This is a genomic window from Kribbella sp. NPDC051936, from assembly GCF_040680955.1.
Classification (GTDB): domain Bacteria; phylum Actinomycetota; class Actinomycetes; order Propionibacteriales; family Kribbellaceae; genus Kribbella.
Genome location: NZ_JBFAXS010000004.1, coordinates 589,179 through 613,190 on the forward strand (window position 1 = coordinate 589,179; position 24,012 = coordinate 613,190).

Annotated in this window: 28 protein-coding genes; 15 read left to right on the forward strand and 13 right to left on the reverse strand. The window is 69.7% G+C overall.

Translation table 11 applies throughout. The features are described 5' to 3' along the window. The first annotated feature begins 58 nt into the window (after nt 1-58). The 5 genes from AB0L64_RS16720 (at nt 59) to AB0L64_RS16740 (ending at nt 6,746) form a co-directional block, all read left to right on the forward strand. Nucleotides 59-1,279 carry an acetyl-CoA C-acetyltransferase gene (locus tag AB0L64_RS16720; RefSeq protein ID WP_363710983.1) on the forward strand — a complete coding sequence of 407 codons (1,221 nt, stop codon included), beginning with the start codon at nt 59-61 and terminating at the stop codon, nt 1,277-1,279. Continuing rightward, nucleotides 1,276-3,411, forward strand: coding sequence for a 3-hydroxyacyl-CoA dehydrogenase NAD-binding domain-containing protein (locus tag AB0L64_RS16725; RefSeq protein ID WP_363710984.1), 2,136 nt, complete (start codon nt 1,276-1,278; stop codon nt 3,409-3,411). The genes AB0L64_RS16720 and AB0L64_RS16725 overlap by 4 nt, the downstream gene beginning before the upstream one ends. 208 nt (nt 3,412-3,619) lie before the next feature. Then, nucleotides 3,620-4,903 (forward strand): sugar ABC transporter substrate-binding protein, encoded by a 1,284-nt coding sequence (locus tag AB0L64_RS16730; RefSeq protein WP_363710985.1) that lies wholly within the window; start codon nt 3,620-3,622, stop codon nt 4,901-4,903. Beyond that, complete coding sequence (locus AB0L64_RS16735; RefSeq protein ID WP_363710986.1) at nt 4,900-5,862, forward strand: sugar ABC transporter permease; 963 nt, start codon at nt 4,900-4,902, stop codon at nt 5,860-5,862. Before AB0L64_RS16730 ends, AB0L64_RS16735 begins: the two co-directional genes overlap by 4 nt. Next, entirely contained in the window at nt 5,862-6,746 is an 885-nt protein-coding gene (locus AB0L64_RS16740) for a carbohydrate ABC transporter permease (protein WP_363710987.1), read from the forward strand. The genes AB0L64_RS16735 and AB0L64_RS16740 overlap by 1 nt, the downstream gene beginning before the upstream one ends. Nucleotides 6,747-6,793: 47 nt before the next feature. On the opposite strand, the gene AB0L64_RS16745 is transcribed toward AB0L64_RS16740, so the two are convergent. Together AB0L64_RS16745 and AB0L64_RS16750 are read right to left on the reverse strand one after the other, a co-directional pair. Further along, entirely contained in the window at nt 6,794-7,156 is a 363-nt protein-coding gene (locus tag AB0L64_RS16745) for an SMR family transporter (protein ID WP_363710988.1), read from the reverse strand. 12 nt (nt 7,157-7,168) lie between these two features. Next, a complete protein-coding gene (locus tag AB0L64_RS16750) occupies nt 7,169-7,483 on the reverse strand; it encodes a multidrug efflux SMR transporter (protein WP_359929324.1) in 315 nt (104 codons plus the stop codon). A 74-nt stretch (nt 7,484-7,557) separates the two neighbouring features. On the opposite strand from AB0L64_RS16750, the gene AB0L64_RS16755 reads away from it, so the two are divergent. After that, entirely contained in the window at nt 7,558-7,917 is a 360-nt protein-coding gene (locus tag AB0L64_RS16755) for a MerR family transcriptional regulator (RefSeq protein WP_363710989.1), read from the forward strand. A gap of 18 nt (nt 7,918-7,935) precedes the next feature. Here AB0L64_RS16755 and def (AB0L64_RS16760) read toward each other — a convergent pair whose 3' ends face one another. Beyond that, on the reverse strand, nt 7,936-8,565 hold the full coding sequence (def, locus tag AB0L64_RS16760) for a peptide deformylase (RefSeq protein ID WP_363710990.1): 630 nt from the start codon (nt 8,563-8,565) through the stop codon (nt 7,936-7,938). A 57-nt stretch (nt 8,566-8,622) separates the two neighbouring features. Between def (AB0L64_RS16760) and AB0L64_RS16765 the strand changes: the two genes are divergently transcribed. Further along, complete coding sequence (locus tag AB0L64_RS16765) at nt 8,623-9,096, forward strand: winged helix-turn-helix domain-containing protein (protein ID WP_363710991.1); 474 nt, start codon at nt 8,623-8,625, stop codon at nt 9,094-9,096. Nucleotides 9,097-9,208: 112 nt separating this feature from the next. On the opposite strand, the gene AB0L64_RS16770 is transcribed toward AB0L64_RS16765, so the two are convergent. Next, the gene (locus tag AB0L64_RS16770; RefSeq protein WP_363710992.1) at nt 9,209-10,060 is read right to left on the reverse strand and encodes a nucleotidyltransferase domain-containing protein; all 852 of its coding nucleotides are present in this window, start codon (nt 10,058-10,060) and stop codon (nt 9,209-9,211) included. 49 nt (nt 10,061-10,109) lie between these two features. On the opposite strand from AB0L64_RS16770, the gene AB0L64_RS16775 reads away from it, so the two are divergent. Next, nucleotides 10,110-10,487, forward strand: coding sequence for a YchJ family metal-binding protein (locus AB0L64_RS16775; protein ID WP_355690643.1), 378 nt, complete (start codon nt 10,110-10,112; stop codon nt 10,485-10,487). Nucleotides 10,488-10,490: 3 nt separating this feature from the next. Here the strand turns inward: AB0L64_RS16775 and AB0L64_RS16780 are convergent, their stop codons facing one another. Next, the gene (locus AB0L64_RS16780; RefSeq protein ID WP_363710993.1) at nt 10,491-11,021 is read right to left on the reverse strand and encodes a YbhB/YbcL family Raf kinase inhibitor-like protein; all 531 of its coding nucleotides are present in this window, start codon (nt 11,019-11,021) and stop codon (nt 10,491-10,493) included. 136 nt (nt 11,022-11,157) lie between these two features. Between AB0L64_RS16780 and cobT the strand changes: the two genes are divergently transcribed. From cobT to AB0L64_RS16810, 6 genes are all read left to right on the forward strand, one after another. Further along, a complete protein-coding gene (gene cobT, locus AB0L64_RS16785; protein WP_363710994.1) occupies nt 11,158-12,192 on the forward strand; it encodes a nicotinate-nucleotide--dimethylbenzimidazole phosphoribosyltransferase in 1,035 nt (344 codons plus the stop codon). Continuing rightward, a complete protein-coding gene (gene cobA, locus AB0L64_RS16790) occupies nt 12,189-13,433 on the forward strand; it encodes a uroporphyrinogen-III C-methyltransferase (RefSeq protein ID WP_363710995.1) in 1,245 nt (414 codons plus the stop codon). Before cobT ends, cobA begins: the two co-directional genes overlap by 4 nt. Next, nucleotides 13,430-14,236 carry an RNA methyltransferase gene (locus AB0L64_RS16795; protein WP_363710996.1) on the forward strand — a complete coding sequence of 269 codons (807 nt, stop codon included), beginning with the start codon at nt 13,430-13,432 and terminating at the stop codon, nt 14,234-14,236. Before cobA ends, AB0L64_RS16795 begins: the two co-directional genes overlap by 4 nt. A 43-nt stretch (nt 14,237-14,279) precedes the next feature. Then, entirely contained in the window at nt 14,280-15,080 is an 801-nt protein-coding gene (locus AB0L64_RS16800; protein WP_363710997.1) for a helix-turn-helix transcriptional regulator, read from the forward strand. Nucleotides 15,081-15,151: 71 nt separating this feature from the next. After that, nucleotides 15,152-15,994 (forward strand): MBL fold metallo-hydrolase, encoded by an 843-nt coding sequence (locus AB0L64_RS16805; protein WP_363710998.1) that lies wholly within the window; start codon nt 15,152-15,154, stop codon nt 15,992-15,994. A gap of 21 nt (nt 15,995-16,015) precedes the next feature. Further along, nucleotides 16,016-16,564 carry an AAA family ATPase gene (locus AB0L64_RS16810; protein WP_363710999.1) on the forward strand — a complete coding sequence of 183 codons (549 nt, stop codon included), beginning with the start codon at nt 16,016-16,018 and terminating at the stop codon, nt 16,562-16,564. Between the two features lies 1 nt (nt 16,565). Here AB0L64_RS16810 and def (AB0L64_RS16815) read toward each other — a convergent pair whose 3' ends face one another. The 3 genes from def (AB0L64_RS16815) to AB0L64_RS16825 form a co-directional block, all read right to left on the reverse strand. Continuing rightward, nucleotides 16,566-17,165: a peptide deformylase gene (gene def, locus AB0L64_RS16815; RefSeq protein ID WP_363711000.1), complete on the reverse strand. Its 600-nt coding sequence runs from the start codon at nt 17,163-17,165 to the stop codon at nt 16,566-16,568. A gap of 99 nt (nt 17,166-17,264) precedes the next feature. Further along, complete coding sequence (locus AB0L64_RS16820) at nt 17,265-18,080, reverse strand: LLM class F420-dependent oxidoreductase (RefSeq protein WP_355479328.1); 816 nt, start codon at nt 18,078-18,080, stop codon at nt 17,265-17,267. 73 nt (nt 18,081-18,153) lie between these two features. Continuing rightward, nucleotides 18,154-18,486: a helix-turn-helix domain-containing protein gene (locus AB0L64_RS16825; protein WP_363711001.1), complete on the reverse strand. Its 333-nt coding sequence runs from the start codon at nt 18,484-18,486 to the stop codon at nt 18,154-18,156. Nucleotides 18,487-18,552: 66 nt separating this feature from the next. Here AB0L64_RS16825 and AB0L64_RS16830 point away from each other — a divergent pair, with 66 nt between their 5' ends. After that, nucleotides 18,553-19,170: an NAD(P)-binding domain-containing protein gene (locus AB0L64_RS16830; protein WP_363711002.1), complete on the forward strand. Its 618-nt coding sequence runs from the start codon at nt 18,553-18,555 to the stop codon at nt 19,168-19,170. Here the strand turns inward: AB0L64_RS16830 and AB0L64_RS16835 are convergent. From AB0L64_RS16835 to zwf, 5 genes are all read right to left on the reverse strand, one after another. Further along, on the reverse strand, nt 19,167-19,727 hold the full coding sequence (locus tag AB0L64_RS16835; RefSeq protein ID WP_363711003.1) for a hypothetical protein: 561 nt from the start codon (nt 19,725-19,727) through the stop codon (nt 19,167-19,169). The two genes, AB0L64_RS16830 and AB0L64_RS16835, sit on opposite strands and share 4 nt — an antisense overlap. Further along, nucleotides 19,717-20,532 (reverse strand): isocitrate lyase/phosphoenolpyruvate mutase family protein, encoded by an 816-nt coding sequence (locus AB0L64_RS16840; RefSeq protein WP_363711004.1) that lies wholly within the window; start codon nt 20,530-20,532, stop codon nt 19,717-19,719. Before AB0L64_RS16840 ends, AB0L64_RS16835 begins: the two co-directional genes overlap by 11 nt. A 69-nt stretch (nt 20,533-20,601) precedes the next feature. After that, nucleotides 20,602-21,327, reverse strand: coding sequence for a 6-phosphogluconolactonase (gene pgl / locus AB0L64_RS16845; protein WP_363711005.1), 726 nt, complete (start codon nt 21,325-21,327; stop codon nt 20,602-20,604). Then, a complete protein-coding gene (locus AB0L64_RS16850) occupies nt 21,324-22,451 on the reverse strand; it encodes a glucose-6-phosphate dehydrogenase assembly protein OpcA (protein WP_363711006.1) in 1,128 nt (375 codons plus the stop codon). The genes pgl and AB0L64_RS16850 overlap by 4 nt, the downstream gene beginning before the upstream one ends. Next, nucleotides 22,448-23,998: a glucose-6-phosphate dehydrogenase gene (zwf, locus tag AB0L64_RS16855; protein ID WP_355690669.1), complete on the reverse strand. Its 1,551-nt coding sequence runs from the start codon at nt 23,996-23,998 to the stop codon at nt 22,448-22,450. Before zwf ends, AB0L64_RS16850 begins: the two co-directional genes overlap by 4 nt. Nucleotides 23,999-24,012 lie beyond the last annotated feature (14 nt).

The following is a 24,012-nucleotide window of genomic DNA, read 5'->3' on the forward strand; positions in this document are numbered from 1 at the left end:
GAGATCATAACGAGTCGCCCTTGACCATCGTGACAGCGCTACTGTCACAATCAGCCGTATGACCAGCGAAGCGTTCCTGTACGACGCGATCCGGACACCGCGCGGCAAGGGCAAACCCACCGGCGCGCTGCACGAGGTCAAGCCGATCCAGCTGATCACGGGACTGCTGACGGAGCTGCGCACCCGGCATCCCGGCCTGGATCCGGCCGCGATCGACGACGTGGTGCTCGGCGTCGTCACCCCGATCGGCGACCAGGGCATGGACATCGCGCGGACCGCCGTCCTGATGGCCGGCTACCCCGAGACGACCGGCGGCGTGCAGCTCAACCGGTTCTGCGCGTCGGGCCTGGAAGCCGTCAACCAGGCCGCGCAGCGGGTGCGGTCCGGCTGGGAGGACTTCATCCTGGCCGGCGGCGTCGAGTCGATGTCCCGGGTGAAGATGGGCTCCGACGGCGGCGCCTGGGCGATGGACCCGGAGACCGCGCTCGAGACCGGCTTCATCCCGCAGGGCATCAGCGCGGACCTGATCGCGACCATCGACGGCTTCTCCCGCACCGACGTCGACACGTACGCCGCCGAGTCGCACGCGCGGGCCGCGAAGGCCTGGGCCAACGGGTACTTCGCGCGCTCCGTCGTACCGGTGGTGGATCGCAACGGCCTGCGGATCCTCGATCACGACCAGCTGGTCCGGCCGGGAACGTCGGTCGAGACGCTGGCCGGTCTGCCGTTGTCGTTCGCGGCGATCGGGGAGCACGGCGGCTTCGACTCGGTCGCCCTGGAGAAGTACCTGACCGTCGAGCGGATCGAGCATGTGCACCACGCCGGCAACTCGTCCGGCATCGTCGACGGCGCCGCCCTGGTTGCTGTCGGTAACGAGAAGGCCGGTGAGGCGATCGGCCAGGCGCCGCGCGGACGGGTGGTCGCAACCGGTGTCAGTGGAGCCGATCCGACGATCATGCTCACCGGCCCCGCGCCGGCGGCCCGGAAGGCGCTGGCGCGCGCCGGGCTGGACGTGAGCGACATCGACCTGTTCGAGATGAACGAGGCGTTCGCGGCCGCGGTCATGCACTTCATGAAGGACCTCGGCGTACCGCACGAGAAGGTGAATGTGAACGGCGGTGCGATCGCGCTCGGGCACCCGCTCGGGGCCACCGGCGCGATGCTGATCGGAACCCTGCTGGACGAGCTGGAGCGGCGCGAGCTCCGCTACGGCCTGGCCACCCTGTGCGTCGGCGGCGGGATGGGCGTCGCGACGATCATCGAAAGGATCGCCGCATGATCGAGTGGAAGAACGACGCAGGCGTCGTCACGCTGACGCTGAACGACCCGTCAGCGTCCGCCAACACCATGAACGACGCGTACGTCGCGGCGATGGACCGGACCGTCGAGCGCCTGGTGGCGGAGAAGGCCTTGCTCAAAGGCGTGATCATCACTTCGGCGAAGTCGACGTTCTTCGCCGGCGGCAACCTGCAGATGCTGTCCCAGATCCAGCCGTCGGATGCTGCCCAGGTCTTCGAGACCATCGAGCTGGTCAAGCAGCAGTTGCGCACCCTCGAGACCCTGGGCGTCCCGGTGGTCGCCGCGATCAACGGGTCCGCGCTCGGCGGCGGGCTGGAGATCGCGCTCGCCTGCCACCACCGGATCGTTGCCGACGACAACCGGATCGAGCTCGGCGTGCCGGAGGTGACGCTCGGCCTGCTGCCCGGCGGCGGGGGAGTAACCCGGACGGTCCGGATGCTCGGCCTCCAGGACGCGCTGATGAAGGTGCTGCTCCAGGGTCAGCGGATGAAGCCTGCCCATGCTCTGAGCGTCGGCATCGTCGACGAGGTCGTCGCGGCCGGGGACCTGCTCGACGCGGCTCGTCGCTGGATCACGACGTACGACGGCGACGCGAAGCAGCCGTGGGACCGGGACGGGTACAAGATCCCCGGCGGTACGCCGTCGTCGCCGAAGCTGGCCGCGTTCCTGCCGGCGTTCCCGGCGAATCTGCGCAAGCAGCTCAAGGGCGCGCCGTACCCGGCGCCGCGGGCGATCATGAGCGCCGCGGTCGAGGGCAGCCAGGTCGACTTCGAGACCGCCTCGCGGATCGAGTCGCGGTACTTCGTGTCGCTGGCGACCGGCCAGATCGCGAAGAACATGATCCAGGCGTTCTTCTTCGACCTGCAGGCGATCAACGCCGGCGGGTCGCGGCCGGCCGACGTACCGAAGTATTCCGCGCGCAAGGTGGGGGTGCTCGGTGCGGGGATGATGGGCGCGGGAATCGCCTATGTGTGCGCGAAAGCCGGTCTCCAGGTTGTGCTCAAAGATGTTTCTTTGGAGGCGGCCGCGCGCGGAAAGGAATATTCCGAGAAGCTGCTCGCGAAACAGGTCGCCAAAGGCCGGACGACCGTTGCCGACGTCGAGGCGTTCCTCGGCCGGATCACGCCGACCGGCGACCCGAACGACCTGGCCGGGTGCGACCTGGTGATCGAGGCCGTCTTCGAGGACGGCGGGCTGAAGCAGAAGGTGTTCGCGGAGATCGCGGCCGTGGTCGAGCCCGACGCGCTGCTCTGCTCGAACACCTCCACGCTGCCGATCACCGCGCTTGCCGACGGCGTCGACCGGCCCGACGACTTCATCGGCATGCACTTCTTCTCGCCGGTCGACCGGATGCCGCTGGTCGAGCTGATCGTCGGCGCGAAGACCTCGGACCGGGCGATCGCGCGGGCGTACGACGTCGTACGGCAGATCAGGAAGACGCCGATCGTGGTCAACGACAGCCGCGGGTTCTTCACCTCGCGGGTGTTCGGCACGCTGGTGATGGAAGGCGCCGCGATGGTCGCCGAGGGCGTCGACCCGGTGACGATCGAGCGCGCCGCGACCCAGGCCGGCTTCCCGGCGCCGCCGCTGGCGATGCTCGACGAGGTCACGCTGACCCTGCCGCAGAAGATCCGGGACGCCGCGCGGGCGGCCGGTGACAGCGCGGGCGCCTTCGACGACCACCCCGGGATGGCGGTCACCGACCGGCTCGTCGACGAGTTCGGCCGCAAGGGGAAGGCGGCCGGCGCGGGCTTCTACGACTACCCGGCCGACGGGTCGAAGCGGTTGTGGCCCGGCCTGTGGGAGCAGTTCGGCGGGCAGACCGACGTACCGCTGATCGATCTCCAGGAGCGGATGCTGTTCGCGATGGCGCTGGAGACCGTCAAGTGCCTGGACGAGGGCGTGCTGCGGTCCGTGCCGGACGCCAACATCGGGTCGATCTTCGGGATCGGGTTCCCGCCGCTGCACGGCGGCGCGCTGCAGTACGTGAACGCCTACGGGGTGTCCGCGTTCGCGGAGCGCGCCCGTGAGCTGGCGGCGGCGTACGGCTCCCGGTTCGAGCCGCCGGCCCTGCTGGTTCGGATGTCCGCCGACGGTGAGATGTTTACGTGATCACGGCCTGACAACATTCCACAGTTTCGAACAATCGAGAGCGCGTCCGGTCTTGCGCCGGGCGCGCTTTTGAGACATTGTGCTGGCACTTCTACAACGATTGACCTGTAGTACGGTGTGCCAAAATCAGAGATGCTTAACGTAGTTAAGTAACTCGGAACCGCTGGCGTCGTACCCCTGCGACGTCGCTCCCGGGAAGGTGGAATTCATGCCTGCTCATGTTCCGAACGCCGGTCTGACCCGGCGGGATCTGCTCAAGCGGACCGGCGGCCTGGCCGCCCTCGCCGCACTGACCGCGGCCTGTGGCGGAAACACCGGCCGGCCGTCCTCCTCCGGCGGAAGCGGCGGTTCGAAGCCGACGCTCTCGCAGTGGTACCACCAGTACGGCGAGACGGGGACCCAGCAGGCCGCGCTCAAGTACGCCAAGGCCTACCCGGACGCGAACGTCGGGGTGCAGTGGACCCCCGGTGACTACGACGCGAAGCTCGCTTCCGGCCTGCTGTCCAGCAAGGGCCCCGATGTCTTCGAGGGTCACTTCAACATCAGCATGGTGAAGAGCAACCAGGTCGTGGCGCTGGACGACATCATGGCCGACGTCAAGGACGACTTCCAGCCGGGCGACCTGGCCACCAACACCTTGGACGGCAAGATCTACGGGATCCGGATGATCATCGACCCGCAGGTCATCTACTACCGCAAGAGCCTGCTGGACAAGGCCGGGATCAAGCCGCCGGAGACGATCGACGACCTGATCTCCGCGGCCAAGGAACTCACGACGAACAAGGTGAAGGGCATCTTCGTCGGCAATGACGGCGGCAACGTCATGGGCGGTCCGGCGCTGTACTCGTCCGGCGGGGAGTTCCTGACCAAGGACAACAAGCCCGGCTTCACCGATGATCGCGCCGCACAGGCCTTCGGCAAGCTGCACGAGCTGTACGCCAGCAAGAGCATCCTGCTCGGTGCGCCCACGGACTGGTGGGATCCGACCGCGATCAACCAGGGCCTGGTGGCGATGCAGTGGATCGGCATGTGGGCGGTGCCGGGCATGCAGAAGGCTCTGGGTGACGACATCGGTGTCATCCCGTTCCCGAAGCTCGACGCGCAGGCCCAGCCGTCGGTGTACTCCGGGGGCTGGACGCAGTTCGTGTCAGCGAAGAGCGCGAACGTCGACGCGGCGAAGAAGTTCGTCAAGTGGCTGTGGATCGACAAGTCGGAGTACCAGGAGGACTGGTCACTGAACTACGGCTTCCACATCCCGCCGCGCAAGAGCCTCGCGGCCAAGGCGTCCAAGCTGCAGAGCGGCGTCGCCGCCGACACTGTGAAGCTGACCCAGGACCACGGGTACACCGACAACCCTGCCTGGACCCCGAAGATGAACACGGCGTTCGGCGACATGCTCACCAACGTGATCAAGAAGGGAGCCGACCCAGCTGCCGAGATCGCCAAAGCCGAGAAGACCGTCAACGCCGAGCTCCAGCGGTTGTTCGGATGAGCGCTCCGGCCAAGACGTCCGCGGATCCCGCAGTCACTGGTGAGCAGCGGGAGACGCGGAAGCGCCGACACAAGGGCATCGCCGGGAACACCCTGTGGTTCTGGGTGTTCGTCGGCCCGTTCGTGATCGGGCTGCTGATCTTCTCGTACCTGCCGATCCTGTGGAGCCTGGTTCTCAGCTTCTTCGAGGCGTACAACACCGCGACCCCGTCGAAGTTCGTCGGGTTGCGCAACTACGTCGACATGCTGACCGACCACAACTTCCTGTCCAGCCTCGGCACGTTCACGATCTTCGCGGTGTTCATCGTGCCGCTGACGTTCGCGCTCTCGCTGGCGCTGGCGCTGCTGGTCAACCAGGTGAAGATCGCGCGGGCGTTCTTCCGGTCGGTGTTCTTCCTGCCGACCGCGTGCTCGTACGTCGTCGCGTCGCTGATCTGGAAGCTGTCGATCTTCAACGGCGTCCGGTTCGGGCTCGCGAACACGGTGCTCGGCTGGTTCGGCATCGACAACATCGCCTGGCTGTCGACGGTCGACCCGCCCTGGTACTGGATCCCGCTGGTCACGGTGCGGCTGTGGCTGCAGCTCGGGTTCTACATGATCCTGTTCATCGCCGGCCTGCAGCGAATCTCGCCGACGCTGTACGAGGCGGCGTACGTCGACGGGGCCAAGCCCGGGTGGCAGGTGTTCCGCTACATCACGCTGCCGCAGCTGCGGGCGACGTCGGTCGCCGTCCTGATCCTGAACCTGATCGCGGCGTACCAGGCGTTCGACGAGTTCTACAACCTGGTCGGCAACGTGAACTACGCGCGGCCGCCGCTGGTCTACCTGTACGGCATCTCGCTCGGGTCGATCCAGGACCTCGGGCACGGATCGGCCGGCGCGCTGATCCTGGCGGTGATCATCATGCTCGTGACGCTGCTGCAGAACCGGATCTTCGGCTTCGGAAAGGCGGGCGACTGATGGCTGTCTCCGAACGTACGACGGGAACCCCGCAACCGATCGGGTTCAGCCGCAGCACCATGGGCATCGTCGGGATGGTGCTGCGCTGGGCCGCGCTGTTCGTCGCGGTCGTGCTGTTCCTGATCCCGTTCTACCTGATCCTGCGCAACGCGCTGTCCACCGAACAGGACATCACCGCGCCCGACTGGACGTTGTTCCCCTCGCAACTGCAGTGGAGCAACATCAGCGAGCTGTTCAACGACACCACGGTGCCGATGGCGCGGGCGCTGTACAACTCCGCCGTCGTCGCGATCCTCGGCACCGGCGGACAGTTGCTGCTGGCATCGATGGCCGGCTACGGGCTGGCGCGGATCCCGTACCGGCACGCGGACAAGGTCTTCTACGCGATCGTCGCCACGCTGATGATCCCGGGCGCGGTGACCTTCATCCCGTCCTTCATCGTGGTGTCCTCGCTCGGGTGGGTCTCGTCGCTGCGCGGCCTGATCATCCCGACGCTGTTCAGCGGGTTCGCGGCGTTCCTTTTCCGGCAGTATTTCCTCGGATTTCCGCGCGAGCTCGAGGAAGCGGCCCGGGTCGACGGCGCCGGGTACTTCGGGGTGTTCTGGCGGATCGTCGTACCGAACTCGCTGCCGTTCTTCGCGGCCATCGCGGCGATCACCTTCATCGGCAACTGGAACTCGTTCCTGTGGCCGCTGGTGATCGGCCAGGACTCCTCGTCGTGGACCATCCAGGTGGCGATGTCGACCTTCATCACCGCCCAGACCATCAACATCCACGAACTGTTCATGGCCGTCGCGGTTTCCATCCTCCCGCTGGTGCTGATCTTCGCCTTCCTCCAGCGCTACCTCATCCAGGGCGTCACCCAGTCCGGCATCAAGGACTGACCCAGACCGGCGGGGAGTCCACCAGGCTCCCCGCCACCCTCCCCGGGCTACGGTGCGGGGGTTGGTTGGGGGGTGGGGGAGCGGTCGGCGAGTTTCAGCCAGATGACTCCGGTGATGATGACTGCCAGCCAGAGGGCTTTGCGGGTGGTCAGGGACTCGTCGAAGAAGACCGGGCCTAGGAGGGCGGCGCCTGCGGCGCCGATGCCGGCCCAGATGGCGTAGCCGATGCTGACCTCGATGGTGCGCAGGGCGCGGCTGAGGGCCCAGAGGGTGAGTAGGAAGAACACGACCGCCACGGCCGACCAGGACCAGATGGTGAAGCCTTGGCTGCCGGCGACCGAGAGGGCGTAGCCGATCTCGAAGGCTCCGGCCAGCAGCAGCGTGAGCCAAGCGCGGGATGAATGCGGCACGGGTGTGCTCCTTCAGGTGGTGAGCTGGAGGCCGGCGACCCCGGCGATGACGAGTGCGATGCCGATGGCTTTGCGCCAGGTCAGCCGCTGGCCGAAGACCAGGGCGCCGAGCAGAGTGATGCCTACTCCGGCGAGGGACGTCCACAGCGCGTACCCGACGCCGACGTCGAAGGTGAGTAGTGCGCGGCTGAGGAAGTACGTGCCGAGCCCGCCGGTGACGAGCGTCGCGGCGGTCCAGCCGCGGTGCGTGAAGCCCTGCGCCTTGCCGGCGGCGATCGCGACGGCGATCTCGAACACGACGGCGATCGCGAGGTAGAGCCAGTGCATGAGGTTCCTTCCGGGAAGGGTGCGTCCTCCCGAGGGTGAAACTTCACACTGGTGTCAGGTGCAACACTGGGACCATGCGGATCGGAGAACTCGCGGAGGCCGGCGGCGTGAGCACGCGCTCATTGCGGTACTACGAGGAGCAGGGCCTGATCCGCTCGACCCGTACACCGGGTGGTTGGCGGGACTTCGACGCCTCGATGATCGAGCGGGTCGTGATGATCCAGCACCTGTACGCGGCGGGCCTGAGCAGCGGCATCATCGGCGAACTGCTCCCGTGCCTGGACGCCCCGCCCGAGGAGCGCACCGGCCTGCTGGAGGAACTGCTCGCCCAGGAGGTCCGGCGACTCCAGTCCAAACGCCGCGAGATCGACCGCGAACTCGACGTACTCGAAGCCCTCCGCCAGGAAACCACCACACCGATCACGCCCCGCTAGGTCGTAGCCCGCGTCGCACTACCTGTTCTTGTCGAGCAGGGTTTGGCGGGTGGCGCGTTGGGCCAGGACGGTGTTGCGGTTGGTGGTGGAGGTGGCCAGGGTTTGGGTGCGCGGGCCGGGGGAGAGGTGGTCGACGTAGACCGTGCCGGCGAGGTGCTGGGTCTCGTGGATCAGGCAGCGGGCGAAGTAGCCGGAGGACTCGATCGTGAACGGGCGGCCCTCGACGTCGTACGCGTGCAGCGTGGCGCGGGCCGGGCGGTCGAGGGCGGCGTTGGCGCCGGGGACCGAGAGGCAGCCTTCGGTGCCGGCCTGCGTGCCGACCAGGGCGGTCGCGGTTTCGATGCGCGGGTTGAACGCGTGCCCGACGTGGCGGTCGCCGTACTCGTCGGTGAGGTCGTAGACGAACAGTTGCGCGTCGACGTCGACCTGGTTCGCGGCGAGGCCGCACCCCTCGGCGATCCACATCGTCGTGAACATGTCGTCGATCAGCCCGCTCCACCGCGCGGCGCCGTACTCGGTCACCGGCCGGCACGGGCGATGCAGGATCTCTTCGCCGTACTCCGTGATGCGCAGCGGGGCGCCGCGCCGTACCTCGTCGGTCAGCTCGGGCAGACGTCGGCTCGGGCGGCCCAGGATGTACGTCGGCATGCAAAGACCGTACTCTGCAAAGTTCTAGCTTTGCAAAGCCAGGGCTAGGATGCCGCCATGGAGCCCAGTACGCCGAACCGCCGTGCCGTCGTCCGCGCGCATCCGCTGCGTGAGGCGCTGCTGGCGCTGATCGACCGGGACGGCACGACGACCTCGACGATCGCCGCCCGCGAACTGGGAGAGAGCACCGGGTCGTGCTCGTTCCACTTGCGCCGGCTGGAGGCGCTCGGGGTGATCGAGCCGGAGCCGGGCGCGGCGGGCCGGGTGAAGCCGTGGCGCCGGGTGCGCACCGAGCAGGCGGCGCTGAACCGCGAGCTCGAGGACACCGCGTACGCGAGCTGGCTGGCCGCGAAGACCTCCGACGACGAGGACTTCGCGTTCAGCGCTGTCGTCACCCTGGCGGACGGCGAACTCGCCGAACTCCGCGCCCGCCTGCACCGCGTCCTCCGCGACTTCACCACCGCCGAACCCACCCCCGGCACCCCCACCGCGGTCATCATCCGCGCCTTCCCACTCCACGAGGGGCCCTAACGACAGGACGTCTACGCACCGCAGCCGCTCCAACCACCCGCCGGAGGCCCGAGAATCATCCGCACCTCCTGTCGTTCGGGCCGAACAGGCTCTGCTGCTCCATCCGCGGCTCTCAGTCCGCTGAGTCGAGGGGCTTGCGGGTGTTGTGGAATGTGGTGCGGAGGCGGTTGACGTCGACCTCGGGGAGGTGGTGTTCGACGAGGTCGTACGTCTCCTCGACGAGGTCGTGGAGGATCTGGGCGCCGGTCGCGGCGGGCGAGGTGAAGACTGCGCGGACGCGGGCGGCGAGTGACGGTGGGGCCAGGGGGAGGTCGCGTTCCATGGTGTCGAGGCGTTTGAAGGCGAGGATGTGACCGCAGTACCGGCCGTTCAGGGCGTGCAGCACGGTCAGGAACTGGCCCGTGATGCGGACGAACTCGCGGGAGATCAGCAGCGGGTTCTCGCGCTCGATCAGCATCTGCAGGCGCCAGAACTTCTCGATGTTGCCGTCGTGCTGCACGACGGCGATCGCGAGGTCGCGCGGGTACGTCGCCACGCGCTCCTGCCACCGGGCCACGAGTTCGGGGCGGCGGCCGGTCACGTCGGTGCTGTCGACGAAGCCCTGCGCCAACTGCAGGGTCGCGCCGTCGGGCCGGCCGGCCAGCAGGTCGTTCAAGGCGTTGTCGACCGACTCCGACAGGGTGTGCGCGACCTCGAGCATCAGGCCGTCGAGGTGCACCTGGTCGTCCCATGGAGGCGGGCCGTCGACGTTGAGCAGCCGGACCTCAGCCGGTACCGCTCGACGTTGGGCCGCCGTGGGCGGGCGTTCCCAGAACACCCCGACCTCGACGTCCGACCAGCGATCCGCGTCACCGCGGGCGGTCGACCCGCCCAGCATCACCGCGTCGACGCCGTCCAGAGCGGCGTACCAGTCGAGGAGCGGCCGCACCACCTGCCGTCGCCAGCGTGCCGCGTCGGTCACCATCCCCGCAGTGAATCACGCTGACGGTTGACCTATCGGCAACAATCGGCACATGCCCGTTCCCACCTGCCCCTGCGGACAAGACCTGCCGTACGCCGCCTGCTGCGGCCGCCTCCATCGCGGCGAGGCGACGGCGCGCACCGCGGAGGAGCTGATGCGGTCCAGGTACGCCGCCTTCGTGATGCACGACGCGGCGTACCTGCGCAAGACCTGGTCCCTGACCACCCGCCCGGCCCGCATCGATTTCACCCCCGGCCAGAAGTGGACCGGCCTGGAGATCGTGAACGCGACCGGCGGCAGCCCCTTCCACACCGAAGGCACCGTCCAGTTCCGCGCCCACTACACCAGAAACGGCCACCCCGGCACCCAACAGGAAAACAGCACCTTCACCCGCGAAGCCGGCGAATGGGTGTACGTCGCGGCGCTCTGAGCGCTACTCCGGGATCTGGTACGTCGGGGTGAGGATGGCTCGGGCGAGGGTGTGGAAGGCGAGGTTGAAGCCGACGACGGTGGGGGAGGTGTCCGGGTCCACGTCGAGGGCTTCTACGTCGATGGCGTGGACGACGAAGTAGTAGCGGTGGATCTGGTCGCCGGGCGGCGGTGCCGCGCCGCCGAATTTCTTGGTGCCGAAGTCGTTGCGGACGTGGAAGGCGCCGTTGTCGAGGCGTTCGGCCGTGCCGGCGCCGGTGGGCAGCTCGGTGACGGTGACCGGGAGGTTGACCAGGGTCCAGTGCCAGAAGCCGGAGACGATCGGCGCGTCGGGGTCGAAGCAGGACACCACGAACGCCTTGGTCTCCGGCGGGAACCCGGACCAGCTGAGCTGCGGCGACGTGTTGCCGCCCGCGAAGGCCTGGTCGTCCGGCAGCGGCTTGCCGTCGGCGACGTCGGTGCTGGTGACGGTGAACGACCCGACCTCCGGCAGGAGTTTGTACGGGTCCGGTGCGACGGGGCGATCAAGCGACATCTGTAAACCCTCCGGCAGCTCGCGACGTGTGGTGATTCCGACACTACTGTCCACATCCTGCCGGTCCGTCCCGGGGCACACACTCGGAGATGCGAAGATCGGGACCGGCGCACCCGCCGAACGGATGGAGGACCTGGTGGACGAGTACCTGGAGCGGATCGCTCCGGCTGATCAGGCGGCGATGCGCGCGGCCGCGGAGCGGCACGCGCGGCTGACCAAACCGGCCGGTTCTCTCGGCGTCCTCGAGGACCTGTCCGTGAAGGTCGCCGGCATGACCGGTACGTACGCCGTGCCGGCCCCGGCCGTCGTCACGGTGTTCGCCGCCGACCACGGCGTCCATGCGCAGAACGTCTCCCCGTGGCCACAGGAAGTGACCGCCGCGATGCTGGCGAACTTCGCCGGCGGCGGCGCCGCGGTGAACGCGTTCGCCAAGAACAACGGCGTCGACGTCCGCGTGGTCGACGTCGGTGTCGCCACGCCGGTCGAGCAGCTCGACGTCGTGCACGCGAAGGTCCGCCCCGGCACCCGCGACCTCGCGCAGACGGACGCGCTGACCGAGGACGAGGCGCGTGCGGCGATCGCCGTCGGCTTCGACCTCGCCGACCAGCTGGTCCAGGAGGGGTACCGCTGCCTGCTGACCGGTGACATGGGCATCGCCAACACCACCGCGTCCGCCGCGCTGATCGCGACCTTCACCGGCGCGACCGCCGACGCCGTCACCGGCCGCGGGACAGGGATCGACGACGCGGCCCTCGCGCACAAGACGGCCGTCGTCCGGGACGCGCTCGCGCTGCACGCCGTACCTTCGACCGAGCCGCTCAAGGCGCTGCAGGCGTACGGCGGCCTGGAGCACGCCGCCCTCGCCGGGTACATCCTCGGCGCGGCGGCGAACCGCACACCGGTCATCCTCGACGGCGTGATCGCGGGCGCGGCCGCTCTCGTCGCCCAGGCGTTCCACCCGGCAGTCATCGACTACTGCGTCGCCGGACACCGGTCGGCCGAGCCCGGTCACGCGGTCGCGCTCAAGCAGCTCGGCCTGCAGCCGTTGGTGGACCTGGACCTGCGGCTCGGCGAGGGGACCGGCGCGGTACTCGCGTACCCGATCCTGACCTGCGCCGTGCGGGCGCTCGCCGAGATGGCCACGTTCGAGGACGCGGGGATCACTTCGTGACGAACCAGTACCTGTCCGGCCTCGTCCTCGAAGGGCGGCGCGTGGTCGTCGTCGGCGGTGGCGGTGTCGCTCAGCGACGGCTGCCGCGGCTGCTCGAGGCCGGCGCGCGGATCGACCTCGTGTCACCGTCGATCACGCCGACGATCGAGGGGCTGCTCGGCAACCCGGCGCTGTCCTGGATCGAGCGCGGGTACGCCGCGGGCGACCTGGACGGGGCCTGGTACGTCGTGGTCGCGACCGACGACGCCGCGGTCAACGACCAGGTGTCCGCGGAGGCGGAGCAGCGGCGGATCTTCTGCGTGCGGTCCGACGACCGGTCCCGCGCGACGGCGTGGACGCCCGCGTCCGGGCAGCACGACAACGTGACGATCGGCGTCCTCGGCGGCGGCGATCACCGCCGGTCGGCCGCCGTACGGGACGCGATCCTCGAGGGTCTGCGGGTCGGTGAGCTGGCGGCGCGGGACGTGGATCGACGGCCGGGGGTGTACCTCGTCGGCGGGGGGCCGGGCGACCCGGACCTGATCACGGTGCGCGGACGGCGGTTGCTGGCGGAAGCGGACGTGGTGGTCGCGGACCGGTTGGCGCCGCAGCAACTGCTGGACGAGCTGCACCCGGACGTCGAGCTGTTCGACGCGGCGAAGTTGCCGCGCGGGCGGGCCGCGCAGCAGGAGGAGATCAACCGGATCCTGGTCGATCGCGGACTGCAGGGCAAGGTCGTCGTCCGGCTGAAGGGCGGGGATCCGTACGTCTTCGGGCGCGGCTTCGAGGAGGCGCTCGCGTGCGCGGCGGCCGGTGTGCCGTGGACCGTGGTGCCGGGGATCACCAGCTCGATCTCGGTGCCGGCGGTGTCGGGGATCCCGGTCACCCATCGCGGCGTGACCCACGAGTTCACGGTCGTGTCGGGCCACATCCCGCCGTCGCACCCGGACTCGCTGGTGAACTGGGACGCGCTCGCCCAGCTGCACGGGACGCTCGTCCTGCTGATGGCGGTCGAGAACCTGCCGGCGATCGCGGACCGGCTGATCGCCGCCGGCAAGCCGGGCACGACCCCCGCGGCGGCGATTGCCGACGGCACCCTTCCGGGCCAGCGGATGGTCACGTCCGACCTGGCCGGTATCGCCCAGGCGATGGCGGACGACGGCGTCGGCGCCCCCGCAATCGTTGTCATCGGCAACGTGGTGGACGTCGCGGCGCAGGGCCGGACCGAGCCGGCGACCGGCGGGACGGTGGGGCAGGCGTGACGCTCGTCCCGGTCGAGGATGCCGGTGATGCGCGGCTGGCGGACTATGTCCGGTTGCGGGAGGTCAGTCTGCGGCGGTTGCTCGAGGAAGAGCACGGGCTGTTCATCGCCGAGGGGGACAAGGTGATCCGGCGGGCGGCCGACGCCGGGTACGAGCCGCGGTCGTTCCTGCTTGCGCCGCGCTGGCTGGACTCGCTGCAGGACGTGCTCGCGCAGTGGCCGGACAAGCCGGTGTACGTCGTCTCGGAGGAGCTGGCCGAGCAGGTCACCGGGTTCCACGTGCACCGCGGCGCACTGGCGTCGTACAAGCGGCGGCCTGCCGTACCGCTCACCCAGCTGCTGACCGACGACGTCCGCCGGATCGCGATCTTCGACGACATCGTTGACCACACCAACGTCGGCGCCGGGTTCCGCGCCGCCGCGGCGCTCGGCGTCGGCCTGGTGCTGGTGACGCCGACCTGCGCCGACCCGCTGTACCGGCGCTCGATCAAGGTGTCGATGGGGACCGTCTTCCAGGTCCCGTGGACCCGGCTGCAGAGCTGGCCGGGCGACCTGCGGCAGCTGCAGGACAACGGGTACGTCGCGGCCGCGATGGCCCTCACCGACGACTCGATCACGCTCGACGAGCTCGCCGACCGCAAGGACGACAAGCTCGCGCTGATCTTCGGCACCGAAGGCCACGGCCTCAAACCGAACGTGCTGCGCCAGGCCGATCTGACGGTCAGGATCCCGATGGCCGGCGGCGTCGACTCCCTCAACGTGGCCTCCTCGGCCGCCGTGGCGTTCTACGCCACTCGTTGCTGAGGAGCCTCACTCCAGCGGATCGGCAGCGCGTACGCTGACCGCCATGAAGGCCGTCGGTGAGCTCGGGGCATTCCTCCGTGCCGAGCGGGCCCGGATCGAGCCGTCGGCCGTCGGCCTGCCTGCCGGCGGGGACCGGCGCGTCGCCGGGTTGCGGCGTGAGGAAGTCGCCGTACTGGCGGTGGTCAGCGCCGACTACTACACACGGCTCGAGCAGGGACGCGAGCGCAACCCGTCCGCGCAGGTGCTCAACGGGATCGCCCACGCGCTGCGGCTCGACCCGGATGCGCGCGCTCACCTGTTCCGGCTCGCCGGGATGGCGCCGACCCCGGCCCTCGGCGCCGCGCGGGACCAGGTTCACCCGGCGCTGCTGCAGCTGCTCGACAATTTCCCGCGCGCAGCGGCCTACGTGCTGGGTCCGGCGTACGACATCCTCGCGACGAACGCGGTCGCGCACGGTCTGCTGGCCCCGTTCGGGATGACGAACATGCTGCGGATGATGTTCGAGCATCCCGAGGCGCGGGAGATCTTCGGCGACTGGGAGACGGTCGTACGGCGGGCCGTGTACGCCGTGCGGTTCAACGCGGCGACGTACCCGGACGACCCGCAGATCAAGGCGCTGGTGGCGGATCTGCTCCCGCGATCGCCTGAGTTCCGCGCCCTGTGGGAGGACCGGACGGCCCGGGGATTCAGCCGCGCGTACAAGATCTTCCACCACCCTGAGGCCGGACGGATCGAGCTCACCTACCAGACCTTCGACGTCCGCGCCGCGCCGGGACAACAGTTGCTCGTCGGTACGGCGGAGCCGGGCAGCGTGAGTGCGGAGGCACTCGCCCGGCTGGGCTGAGCTTCCTGGGTGCGGCGCACCCAGGAAGAGGCGACCTTCCCGGAGGCGGGAGCCCGATCGACGCTGTCTGTATGACAACCCTGAAGTACTCGACGTACGTCGCACCGTCCAAGCCGGCCGTCTCCGACGATCTGCCGCCGGGGGAGGTGCAGCGGATGTGGTCGCCCACCGCGGCCACGCTGATCTCCGGCGACCATGACGCCGTCCTGGTCGACCCGTTGATGACACAGGCCGAAGGCGAGGACCTGGCCGGCTGGATCGCCGCCACCGGAAAGAACCTCACCGCGGTCTTCGTGACGCACAGCCACGGCGACCACTTCTTCGGCGCCGCGCCGGTCCTCGACCGCTTCCCGCAGGCCCGGCTCGTCGCGCTGCCTTCCGTGGTCGAGGGGATGCGCAAGCAGCTCACCGCGCCGTGGCTGGACGGATTCTGGCGGCTGCGGTTCCCAGGTCAGCTGCCCGAGCGCCTGGTCGTAGCCGAGCCGCTGGACGGTGCCCTCACGCTGGAAGGTGAGGAGCTGATCGCGATGGATCTCGGTCACACAGACACCGACGGCAGTTCGGCGTTGTACGTCCCGTCGATCGGTCTGGTCGTCGCGGGCGACGCCGTGTACGACGAAGTCCACCTCTACCTGGCGGAATCAGCCGAGGGCGGCCTCGATCACTGGCTGACCGCGCTCGACAAGCTCGAGGCCCTGGACCCGGTCGCCGTTGTTTCCGGGCACCGCCAGGCCGACGCGTCCGACGATCCGCGGTACATCGACGAGACCCGCCGGTACCTCAACACCTTCGCCCGCGCCGCGGCGGGAACCAGCGCGGCCCTCGACCTCTACAACGCCGTACTCGAGAGCTACCCCGACCGGCTGAACCGCGGTGTGCTCTGGAACTCCGCGCGTGCTCTCAAAAGCAGTTGACCATGGTGATGACATAGTCGCGTGCCGAAAGTAGTGCTGATCACCGGGATGCAGGCCGCCGGGAAGTCGACGATCGCCCCGTTGCTGGCCGCGCGGATGGGGCCGCCGGCGGCGACGCTCGACGGCGACGTGTTCTACCGCGGCGTGGTCGCCGGGGCCGAGGTCATGACGCCGGAGCCGTCGGCGGAGGCGCTGCGCCAGCTCCGGCTCCGGTACGACGCGAGTGCGCTGGTGGCGCAGCACTACGCGGACAGCGGCTTCGACTTCGTGTGCAGCGACATCATCTTCGGCGCGGACGTCGAGCGCTGGTTCGCCCGGCTGCGCGACGTCGAGAAGTACCTCGTCGTGCTGGTTCCGTCGGTGGAGTCGATCGTGCAGCGCGAGATCGGCCGCGGCGGCGCCAACTCGTACCGCGACTGGCAGGAGCCGGGCCGCACGCTGGAGGACGCCGTACGGGCGCTCCAGGCCGACCTCGACGAGACCCCGCGCCGGGGCCTGTGGCTGGACACCACCGGCCGGACGGCGGCCGAGAGCGTCGACGCGATCGACCTGGAGAAGGCTCGCTGGTAGCTCAGGTCGCGGGGGTGTCCTCGTGGTCGTGGTCGACCATGGGGGAGACGGGCCAGTCCGACGGGTACTCCGGGGCGAACTCCTCGGCCTCGGCGAAGAGGCGCTTACGGTACTTGCGGGACAGGCGGTCGCCGAAGACCGTGCCCTGGGTGTGGTCGGTCTCGTGCTGCAGACAGCGGGCGAGCAGGCCGTCGCCTTCGTACGTGACCGGCTGGTTGTGCTGGTCGACGCCGGTGACCTTGGCGAAGTCGGGACGGGCGCACTTGGTGAACGCGCCCGGCAGCGACAGGCAGCCCTCGTCGCCCTCGTCCAGGTTGCGGTCCTTGCCCTCCGGAAGCTCGAGCGTCGGGTTGCACACAACGCCCTGTAGATGCTTGCCGTTCTTGTCCGGGCAGTCGAACACGAACAGTTGCAGGTCCACCCCGACCTGGTTCGCGGCGAGCCCGACGCCCTCGGCGGCGCGCATCGTCGCGACCATGTCGGCGACCAGCGTCTGCAGCTCGTCACCGAAGTCGGTGACCGGCTGATTGACCCGGTGCATGACGTCCTCACCCCAGCGGGTGATAGGCCGCACCGAACCGTTCCCAGGCAACGTAGACATGCCGGAAATCCTAGCCGCCGCCCCGCGCGACGTCTTTGAGCACCCACCAACCGTTTCCGGGTGGACCAGATGGTTGGTGGGTGCTCAAAGTGGCACCGACTACTTCGCGTTGACCTCGTCGCGCCACGAGACCCACTCGCGGAGCAGGCCGAGGTCGTAGTCGGGGCCGGACGACGAGACCGTGAACAGCCGGGTGCCGACGTCGAGCAGCGACTTGCCGATGTCCTCGGGCGACTTGTCGCCGACACCCGCGGAGCGCTCGATCTCGCCCGGGTCGCGGCCGATCGTGCGGCAGTGCTCGTCGAGCACGGCGTGCTTGTGCGCGAGCGTCTCGGCGTCGCCGAACCCGTGCCAGATGTTCGCGTGCTTGGCGACGAGCTTCAGCGTCTTCTTCTCGCCGCCGCCGCCGATCAGCACCGGGATGTCCCGGGTCGGCTTCGGGTTCAGCTTCTCCCAGCGCTGCTCGATCCGCGGCAGCGCCTCGCCGAGGGCGTCCAGCCGGCCGCCCGCGGTGCCGAACTCGTACCCGTACTCGTCGTAGTCCTTCTCGAACCAGCCCGAGCCGATGCCGAAGATCAGCCGGCCGTCGCTGATGTGGTCGACCGTGCGCGCCATGTCGGCGAGCAGGTCGGGGTTGCGGTAGGAGTTGCAGGTCACCAGCGCGCCGAACTCGACCCGCTCGGTCGCCTCGGCCCAGGCGGCCAGCATCGTCCAGCACTCGAAGTGCAGGCCCTCGGGCTCACCGCTGAGCGGGTAGAAGTGGTCCCAGTTGAACACCACGTCGACGCCGATCTCCTCGGCCGCCGCCACGGTCCGCCGGATGTCGGCGTACTGGGCATGCTGGGGCTGGACCTGCAGACCGATCCGGGCGGGGAAGGCGCCGTACGGACGGTCGGTGGAATCGGAAGCAGTCATGCCCCCGATCCTATCCCTCGTTGCGGAGGACCCTCCGGATAGGTGTCACCGGGTGAAACACGCCGCGAGGCGTTTACGGTTTGTTTTCGGTCGGGAGTTGGTCGGCGTAAACGGCGGCCCAGTCGCCGAGTGCGCGGATCGGCACCAGCAGGTCGGTGCCGGCGGTGGTCAGCGAGTACTCGACGCGCGGCGGCGCCTCGGCGTACCGGCGGCGCTCGACGAGACCGTTGTGCTCGAGGCGGCGCAGGGTCTCGGTGAGGACCTTCTGGCTGATGCCGCCGATCTGTTCGCGGAGCCTGCCGGGACGGGCGGGACCGTCGGCGAGCGAGTACAGCACGACCATCGGCCAGCGTCCGCTGATCAGGTCGGCGGCGACGCGCGCCTGGCAGTCGGCGAAGAATCTCACGTCGTCCATTGTGCGTCGGTCGACAGGCACCAGGCGGTGCGGATCGAAGTGCCTACCGTCGAGTCCATGCGAATAGGAACGCTGGGCAACGGAATGATGGCCGAGGCGCTCGCCACGCACTGGGTGTCGGCGGGGCACGACGTGATGATCGGTGGGCGGTCGGCGGACCGGGCCGGTGCGGTGGCCGGGCGGGTCGGTGCGGTGTCGGGGTCGTTGGCGGAGGCGGCGGCGTACGGCGAGATCGTGCTGCTGGCCGTACCGGCGGAGGTCGCGGTGGCGGTTGCGCGGGAGGTGCCGGCCGGGAGGACGCTGGTCGATTGCACGAATGCCCTGGACCACCGGGACTTCACGCTGGCCCAGGACTCTGTTGCGGAAGCCGTCAGTGCCGCGGCGCCCGGGGTGCGGGTGGTCAAGGCGTTCAACCTGGCGGCTGACGCGGTGTGGCGAAACCCGCCGGCCGGACTCGGGGTGCCGCTGTGCGGGGACGAGGGCGTCGAGCAGGTCGCGGAGCTGGTCGAGGCCCTCGGCTGCACACCGGTCCTCGCCGGCGGCCTGCGCCACGCGAAGTTGCTGGAGGCAACCGCAGCCCTGGCGATCGGCATTTGGGTAGGCGGGGGAGACGTACGCGCAATGTTCCCACCCCTGACTGAAGCCTTCGGCACCGTCCGACCCGGCCAGTCCTAGGCTTCAGGGGTGTTGCGTCTGGCCAGGCGTAGGGTCCAGGTGGGGAACAGCAGGTAGGTGCCGGCCCAGCTGAAGCCGGCTGCGAAGGTCCAGGGTGGTGCGGTGTCCAGGTCGTCGACTCCCATCAGGATCCCCGGTACGCCGAGCAGGCCGAGCGTCATCACCGCGCCGGCGATCAACCCCGCCCGCCGGAGCGAGCCCGATGCGGTGCCGAGGAGCCAGATCCCGATCAGGGCGAAGCCGAAGCTCGACCACAGGCCGGCGAGGTAGAAGCCGGTGGCTTCGGTCATCACGAGGGTTGTGCCGATGATCGTCAGCACCGCGCCGACGGCGGCGACTCCTAGGAGGACGAGAGCGCGTGAGGACCGGCGCGGGGCGGGGTGCAAAGTCCACGCCAGGGCCAGGCTCAACACGCCCAACACCGCATTGCCCACGTCGTTGACGGCCCCGAGCGCATCGGCGCCCGCGTAGAACAGGATCAGGCACAAACAGGTGGCGAGCCCCACGATCCCGTGCGCCAGCGCCACCGGCCGTACAGCGTCCGGCTCAGTGCTCACCCTTGGATGATCGCGCAAAGAGTTCGTTGAGGGCAGCCTGCGGGATCTGGTCGGCGGCGAAGGTGATCGTGCCGTGGGTGGCCAGTTCCTCGGCGCTGCGCCGGATGAAGCCGAGGGCGGCTCGCGCGATGCTGCCGCCGAGGCTGATCCGCGTGACACCGACCGACTGCAGATCGGCGACTGTCAGCGCCGATGTGCCCAGGCCGAGGACGACGTTCAGCGGGCCGTCGATCGCGGCGACCAGCGTGCGAATCGCGTCGAGATCGTTGACTCCGGGCACATAGAGGCAATCCGCACCGGCCGCGCGGAAGCGGTTCGCCCGGTCGATCGAGTCGGCCAGCGACGTCGGCGTCCGCAGCAGCTGCCCGTCGGTCCGTGCGGTCAGCACGAAGTCCGGGCCGGCCGCCTCCCGCGCCGCGACGATCCGCTCGACGGCGAGCCCGGCGTCGTACAGCTCCCGCCCGTCGTAGTCCTCGATGTTCCCGCCGGCCAGCCCCGCCTCGCGGGCCAGTGCGATCGTCTCCGCGACCCGCGCCGGCTCCGCGCCGTACCCGTCCTCGAGATCCCCGTTCACCGGTACGGCGCTCGCGCCCGTGATCTCGCGGACCCGCTCGAACATCTGCTCCCGCGACACCGCCGGCGCGCCGTCCGGCAGCGTGTGATCGCCCTTCGCCAGGGAGAACGCGATCCCCGCGCTGGTGGTGGCGATCGCCGGGAACCCGGCCGCGGCGAGCAGCACCGCGCTCCCGGCGTCCCACGCGTTCGGCATCACGAACTGACCGGCATGCAACTCGCGGAACGTCATGCTCCGAGTCTGTCACCCGAACGCTTCGGCGCCCGCCGAACTCAGTACAGGTAGACGCCGGCCGACCGATCAGGTGTTCGGGATCTTCTCCGCGGCGGCCTCGTCGAGCAGCCACAGTGTGCGGTTGCGGCCCTTCGGGCGGGCCGCTGGGACGTCACCCTCGGTCAGCGCCTTCGCGACCGCCTCGGCCTTGTCCGAGCCGGAGACAACGAACCAGACCTCACGGGCCCGGTTCAGCTGCGGCAGGGTCAGCGACACCCGCGTCGGCGGCGGCTTCGGCGAGTCGTGGACGGCGACCGCGGCCGCGTCCGTCACGCCGAGCTGCGGATACCCCGGGAACAGCGACGCCACGTGCCCGTCGGGCCCGACGCCGAGCATCAGTACGTCGAACGTCGGCGAACCCGCCGCGGCCAGCTCCTCGGCGTACGCCGCAGCCGCCGCCTCGGCGCCCTGCCCCGTGTCGGCCGGCATCGGATGCACCCGTGCCGGATCGACGTCGAGGGCCGACAAGAAGGCGTCCCGAGCCTGCGTCTCGTTCCGCTCGGGGTCGCCGGACGGCAGGAACCGCTCGTCGCCCCACCAGAACTCGACCCGCCGCCAGTCGACCTCGACCCGCGCCGGCGACTCCGCGACCGCGCTGTACACCGCCGCGGCCACCCGGCCGCCGGTGAGCACGACCTGCGCGACAGCACCGGTGCTCTGGGCATCGACCAGCGCCGTGACGAAACGCGAAGCCACCGAGAACGCCAGGTCCCCGGCGTCGGAATGGATCAGGAGTTCCGGATCGACCGTCATCGCTTCGCCGCCTTCTTGGCAGCCGTCTTCTTGGCAACCGTCTTCTTCGCCGCGGTCTTCTTCGCCGCCGCCGGTTTCGGCGCCGTCTTGGCAGCGGCCCGCTTCGCGGACGCCGGTTCCTTGCCGGCGCTCGAGGCGGCGACCTTCTTGCCGGCCGCGGTCACCTTGGCGGCGGTGGATTTCCGCGCCGTCTCACCGACCTTCTTGGCATCGGCCGGCAGCGCGTCCCGCTCGCTCACGGTCGCGAGCGTCTTCGCATACACGTCGTCGGGATCGAGCCGGCGCAGCTCCTCGCTCAGCAGCTCGGACGTCGTCCGCCGCTTCAGCGCCACCGGACGATCCGGCTGACCCGGCACGCTGAACGTCGCGACCGCTCCGTCCGGCCGGGTCAACGCGATCGGGCCGGACGGCGTGAACAGCCGTACGGCGGTCACACCCGGCCCGCGCGAGTTGCGCTGCTCCACCGGCACCTTCAGCCGGGACTGCAGCCACGCGGCCATCAGGTCGGCGCTCGGGTTGCCCTTGGCGGCCGCGACCTCGGCACCGGTCACCTTCGTCGGGTACTGGTCGAGGGCAGCCGCCATCAGCGCACGCCACGGCGTCAGCCGCGTCCACGCGAAGTCGGTGTCGCCCGGCGCGTAGCCCTCGGCGCGGGCGCTGTAGTCGACCGACGCCCGGCGGGTCGCCGCCGCGTCGGTCACCCGGCGCCGTCCGAGCCGGCCCAACGGGTCCTCCGCGGGGACGCGCGGCCCGCCGCCCGGCCACCAGACGATGACGGGGGAGTCGGGCAGCAGCAGCGGCGTGATCACGGACTCCGGCACCTTCGCCAGCTCACCGTGCAGCCGCAGCAGCACCGCCTCGCCGGGGATGCCCTCGCCGACCCGCACCTCGGCGTCCAGCCCGGACGGGCCGCGCCCCGGCCGCAGGATCGCGACCAGAACCCGGGACGGGTGTTCGCGACCGGCCTCGTTCGCGGCCTTCATCGCGTCGTGGTGGGACGCCTCGTCGACGACCACCACGATGGTGCCGACCATGCCCATGGCCGGCGAGCCGGCGTTCCGCCGGGCCTTCAGCAGCGCCGACGCGATCTCGCTCGACGTGGTGTCGGTCAGGTCGATGATCATGGCCGCCTCCAGGCCCGTCCGTCGCGGGCAAGCATCTCGTGGGCCGAGTCCGGGCCCCAGCCGCCGGACGCGTACTGCTCCGGCTTGCCGTGCCGCTCCCAGTAGTCGAGCACCGGGTCGAGGATCTTCCAGCCCAGCTCGACCTCGGTGTGCTGCGGGAACAGCGGCGGGTCGCCGAGCAGTACGTCGAGAATCAGCCGCTCGTACGCCTCCGGGGAGGACTCGGTGAACGAGCCGCCGTACGCGAAGTCCATGTTCACGTCGCGGATCTCCATCGACGTGCCGGGCACCTTGGCGCCGAAGCGGACCGTGATGCCCTCGTCCGGCTGGATCCGCAGGACGAGCGCGTTCTGGCCGAGCTCCTCGGTCTCGGTCTTGGTGAACGGCAGGTGCGGCGCGCGCTTGAACATCACCGCGACCTCGGTGACGCGGCGGCCGAGCCGCTTGCCGGTCCGCAGGTAGAACGGGACGCCGGCCCAGCGCCGGGTGTCGACGTCGACCCGCAGCGCCGCGAACGTCTCCGTCGCGGACGACTCGGGGATGCCGTCCTCCTGCAGGTAGCCCTTGACCTTCGTGCCGCCGGCCCAGCCGGCGGCGTACTGCCCGCGGGCGCTGTGCAGGTCCAGCCGCTCGGGCAGCTGGACGGCGTTGAGCACCTTCTTCTTCTCCTGGCGCAGCGACCAGGCGTCGAAGCTGACCGGCTCCTCCATCGCGACCAGCGCGAGCAGCTGGAGCAGGTGGTTCTGGATCACGTCGCGCGCGGCGCCGATGCCGTCGTAGTACCCGGCGCGGCCGCCGATGCCGATGTCCTCGGCCATCGTGATCTGCACGTGGTCGACGTAGTTGCTGTTCCAGATCGGCTCGAACATCGCGTTCGCGAACCGCAGCGCGAGGATGTTCTGCACCGTCTCCTTGCCGAGGTAGTGGTCGATCCGGAAGACCGCCTCGGGCGGGAACACCGACTCGACCACCCGGTTCAGCTCGCGGGCACTCGTCAGGTCGTGACCGAACGGCTTCTCGATCACCACCCGCCGCCACGAGCCGGGGTGCTCGTCGGTCAGCCCGTGCTCGGACAGCTGCCGGACCACCTCCGGGAACAGCCCCGGCGGGATCGACAGGTAGAACGCGTGGTTGCCGCCGGTGCCGCGGGTCACGTCGAGCTCGTCGACGGTCTCCCGCAGCCGCTTGAACGCCTCGTCGTCGGTCAGGTCGCCCGGCACGAACCGGAAGCCCTCGGCGAGCTGCTGCCAGACCTCCTCACGGAAGGGGGTCCGGGCGTGCTCCTTCACCGAGTCGTGCACGATCTGGGCGAAGTCCTGGTTGGTGTAGTCCCGGCGGGCGAACCCCACCAGGGCGAAACCCGGGGGCAGCAGCCCCCGGTTCGCCAGGTCGTAGACCGCCGGCATCAGCTTCTTGCGAGCCAGGTCGCCGGTGACGCCGAAGATCACCAGGCTGCACGGCCCGGCGATCCTCGGCAGCCGCCGGTCCTGCGGATCGCGCAGCGGGTTCACCGGGCCGGCCGGCTCTTCGTTGAGCTCAGCGGTCATGGGCCGCTTTCCCT

Coding starts and splice junctions, on each gene's coding strand:
- AB0L64_RS16720 (WP_363710983.1), top strand. CDS start 59: ATGACCAGCGAAGCGTTCCTGTACGACGCGATCCGGACACCGCGCGGC.
- AB0L64_RS16725 (WP_363710984.1), top strand. CDS start 1,276: ATGATCGAGTGGAAGAACGACGCAGGCGTCGTCACGCTGACGCTGAAC.
- AB0L64_RS16730 (WP_363710985.1), top strand. CDS start 3,620: ATGCCTGCTCATGTTCCGAACGCCGGTCTGACCCGGCGGGATCTGCTC.
- AB0L64_RS16735 (WP_363710986.1), top strand. CDS start 4,900: ATGAGCGCTCCGGCCAAGACGTCCGCGGATCCCGCAGTCACTGGTGAG.
- AB0L64_RS16740 (WP_363710987.1), top strand. CDS start 5,862: ATGGCTGTCTCCGAACGTACGACGGGAACCCCGCAACCGATCGGGTTC.
- AB0L64_RS16750 (WP_359929324.1), bottom strand. CDS start 7,483: ATGCACTGGCTCTACCTCGCGATCGCCGTCGTGTTCGAGATCGCCGTC.
- AB0L64_RS16755 (WP_363710989.1), top strand. CDS start 7,558: ATGCGGATCGGAGAACTCGCGGAGGCCGGCGGCGTGAGCACGCGCTCA.
- def (WP_363710990.1), bottom strand. CDS start 8,565: ATGCCGACGTACATCCTGGGCCGCCCGAGCCGACGTCTGCCCGAGCTG.
- AB0L64_RS16765 (WP_363710991.1), top strand. CDS start 8,623: ATGGAGCCCAGTACGCCGAACCGCCGTGCCGTCGTCCGCGCGCATCCG.
- AB0L64_RS16770 (WP_363710992.1), bottom strand. CDS start 10,060: ATGGTGACCGACGCGGCACGCTGGCGACGGCAGGTGGTGCGGCCGCTC.
- AB0L64_RS16775 (WP_355690643.1), top strand. CDS start 10,110: ATGCCCGTTCCCACCTGCCCCTGCGGACAAGACCTGCCGTACGCCGCC.
- AB0L64_RS16780 (WP_363710993.1), bottom strand. CDS start 11,021: ATGTCGCTTGATCGCCCCGTCGCACCGGACCCGTACAAACTCCTGCCG.
- AB0L64_RS16800 (WP_363710997.1), top strand. CDS start 14,280: ATGAAGGCCGTCGGTGAGCTCGGGGCATTCCTCCGTGCCGAGCGGGCC.
- AB0L64_RS16805 (WP_363710998.1), top strand. CDS start 15,152: ATGACAACCCTGAAGTACTCGACGTACGTCGCACCGTCCAAGCCGGCC.
- def (WP_363711000.1), bottom strand. CDS start 17,165: ATGTCTACGTTGCCTGGGAACGGTTCGGTGCGGCCTATCACCCGCTGG.
- AB0L64_RS16820 (WP_355479328.1), bottom strand. CDS start 18,080: ATGACTGCTTCCGATTCCACCGACCGTCCGTACGGCGCCTTCCCCGCC.
- AB0L64_RS16830 (WP_363711002.1), top strand. CDS start 18,553: ATGCGAATAGGAACGCTGGGCAACGGAATGATGGCCGAGGCGCTCGCC.
- AB0L64_RS16840 (WP_363711004.1), bottom strand. CDS start 20,532: ATGACGTTCCGCGAGTTGCATGCCGGTCAGTTCGTGATGCCGAACGCG.
- pgl (WP_363711005.1), bottom strand. CDS start 21,327: ATGACGGTCGATCCGGAACTCCTGATCCATTCCGACGCCGGGGACCTG.
- AB0L64_RS16850 (WP_363711006.1), bottom strand. CDS start 22,451: ATGATCATCGACCTGACCGACACCACGTCGAGCGAGATCGCGTCGGCG.
- zwf (WP_355690669.1), bottom strand. CDS start 23,998: ATGACCGCTGAGCTCAACGAAGAGCCGGCCGGCCCGGTGAACCCGCTG.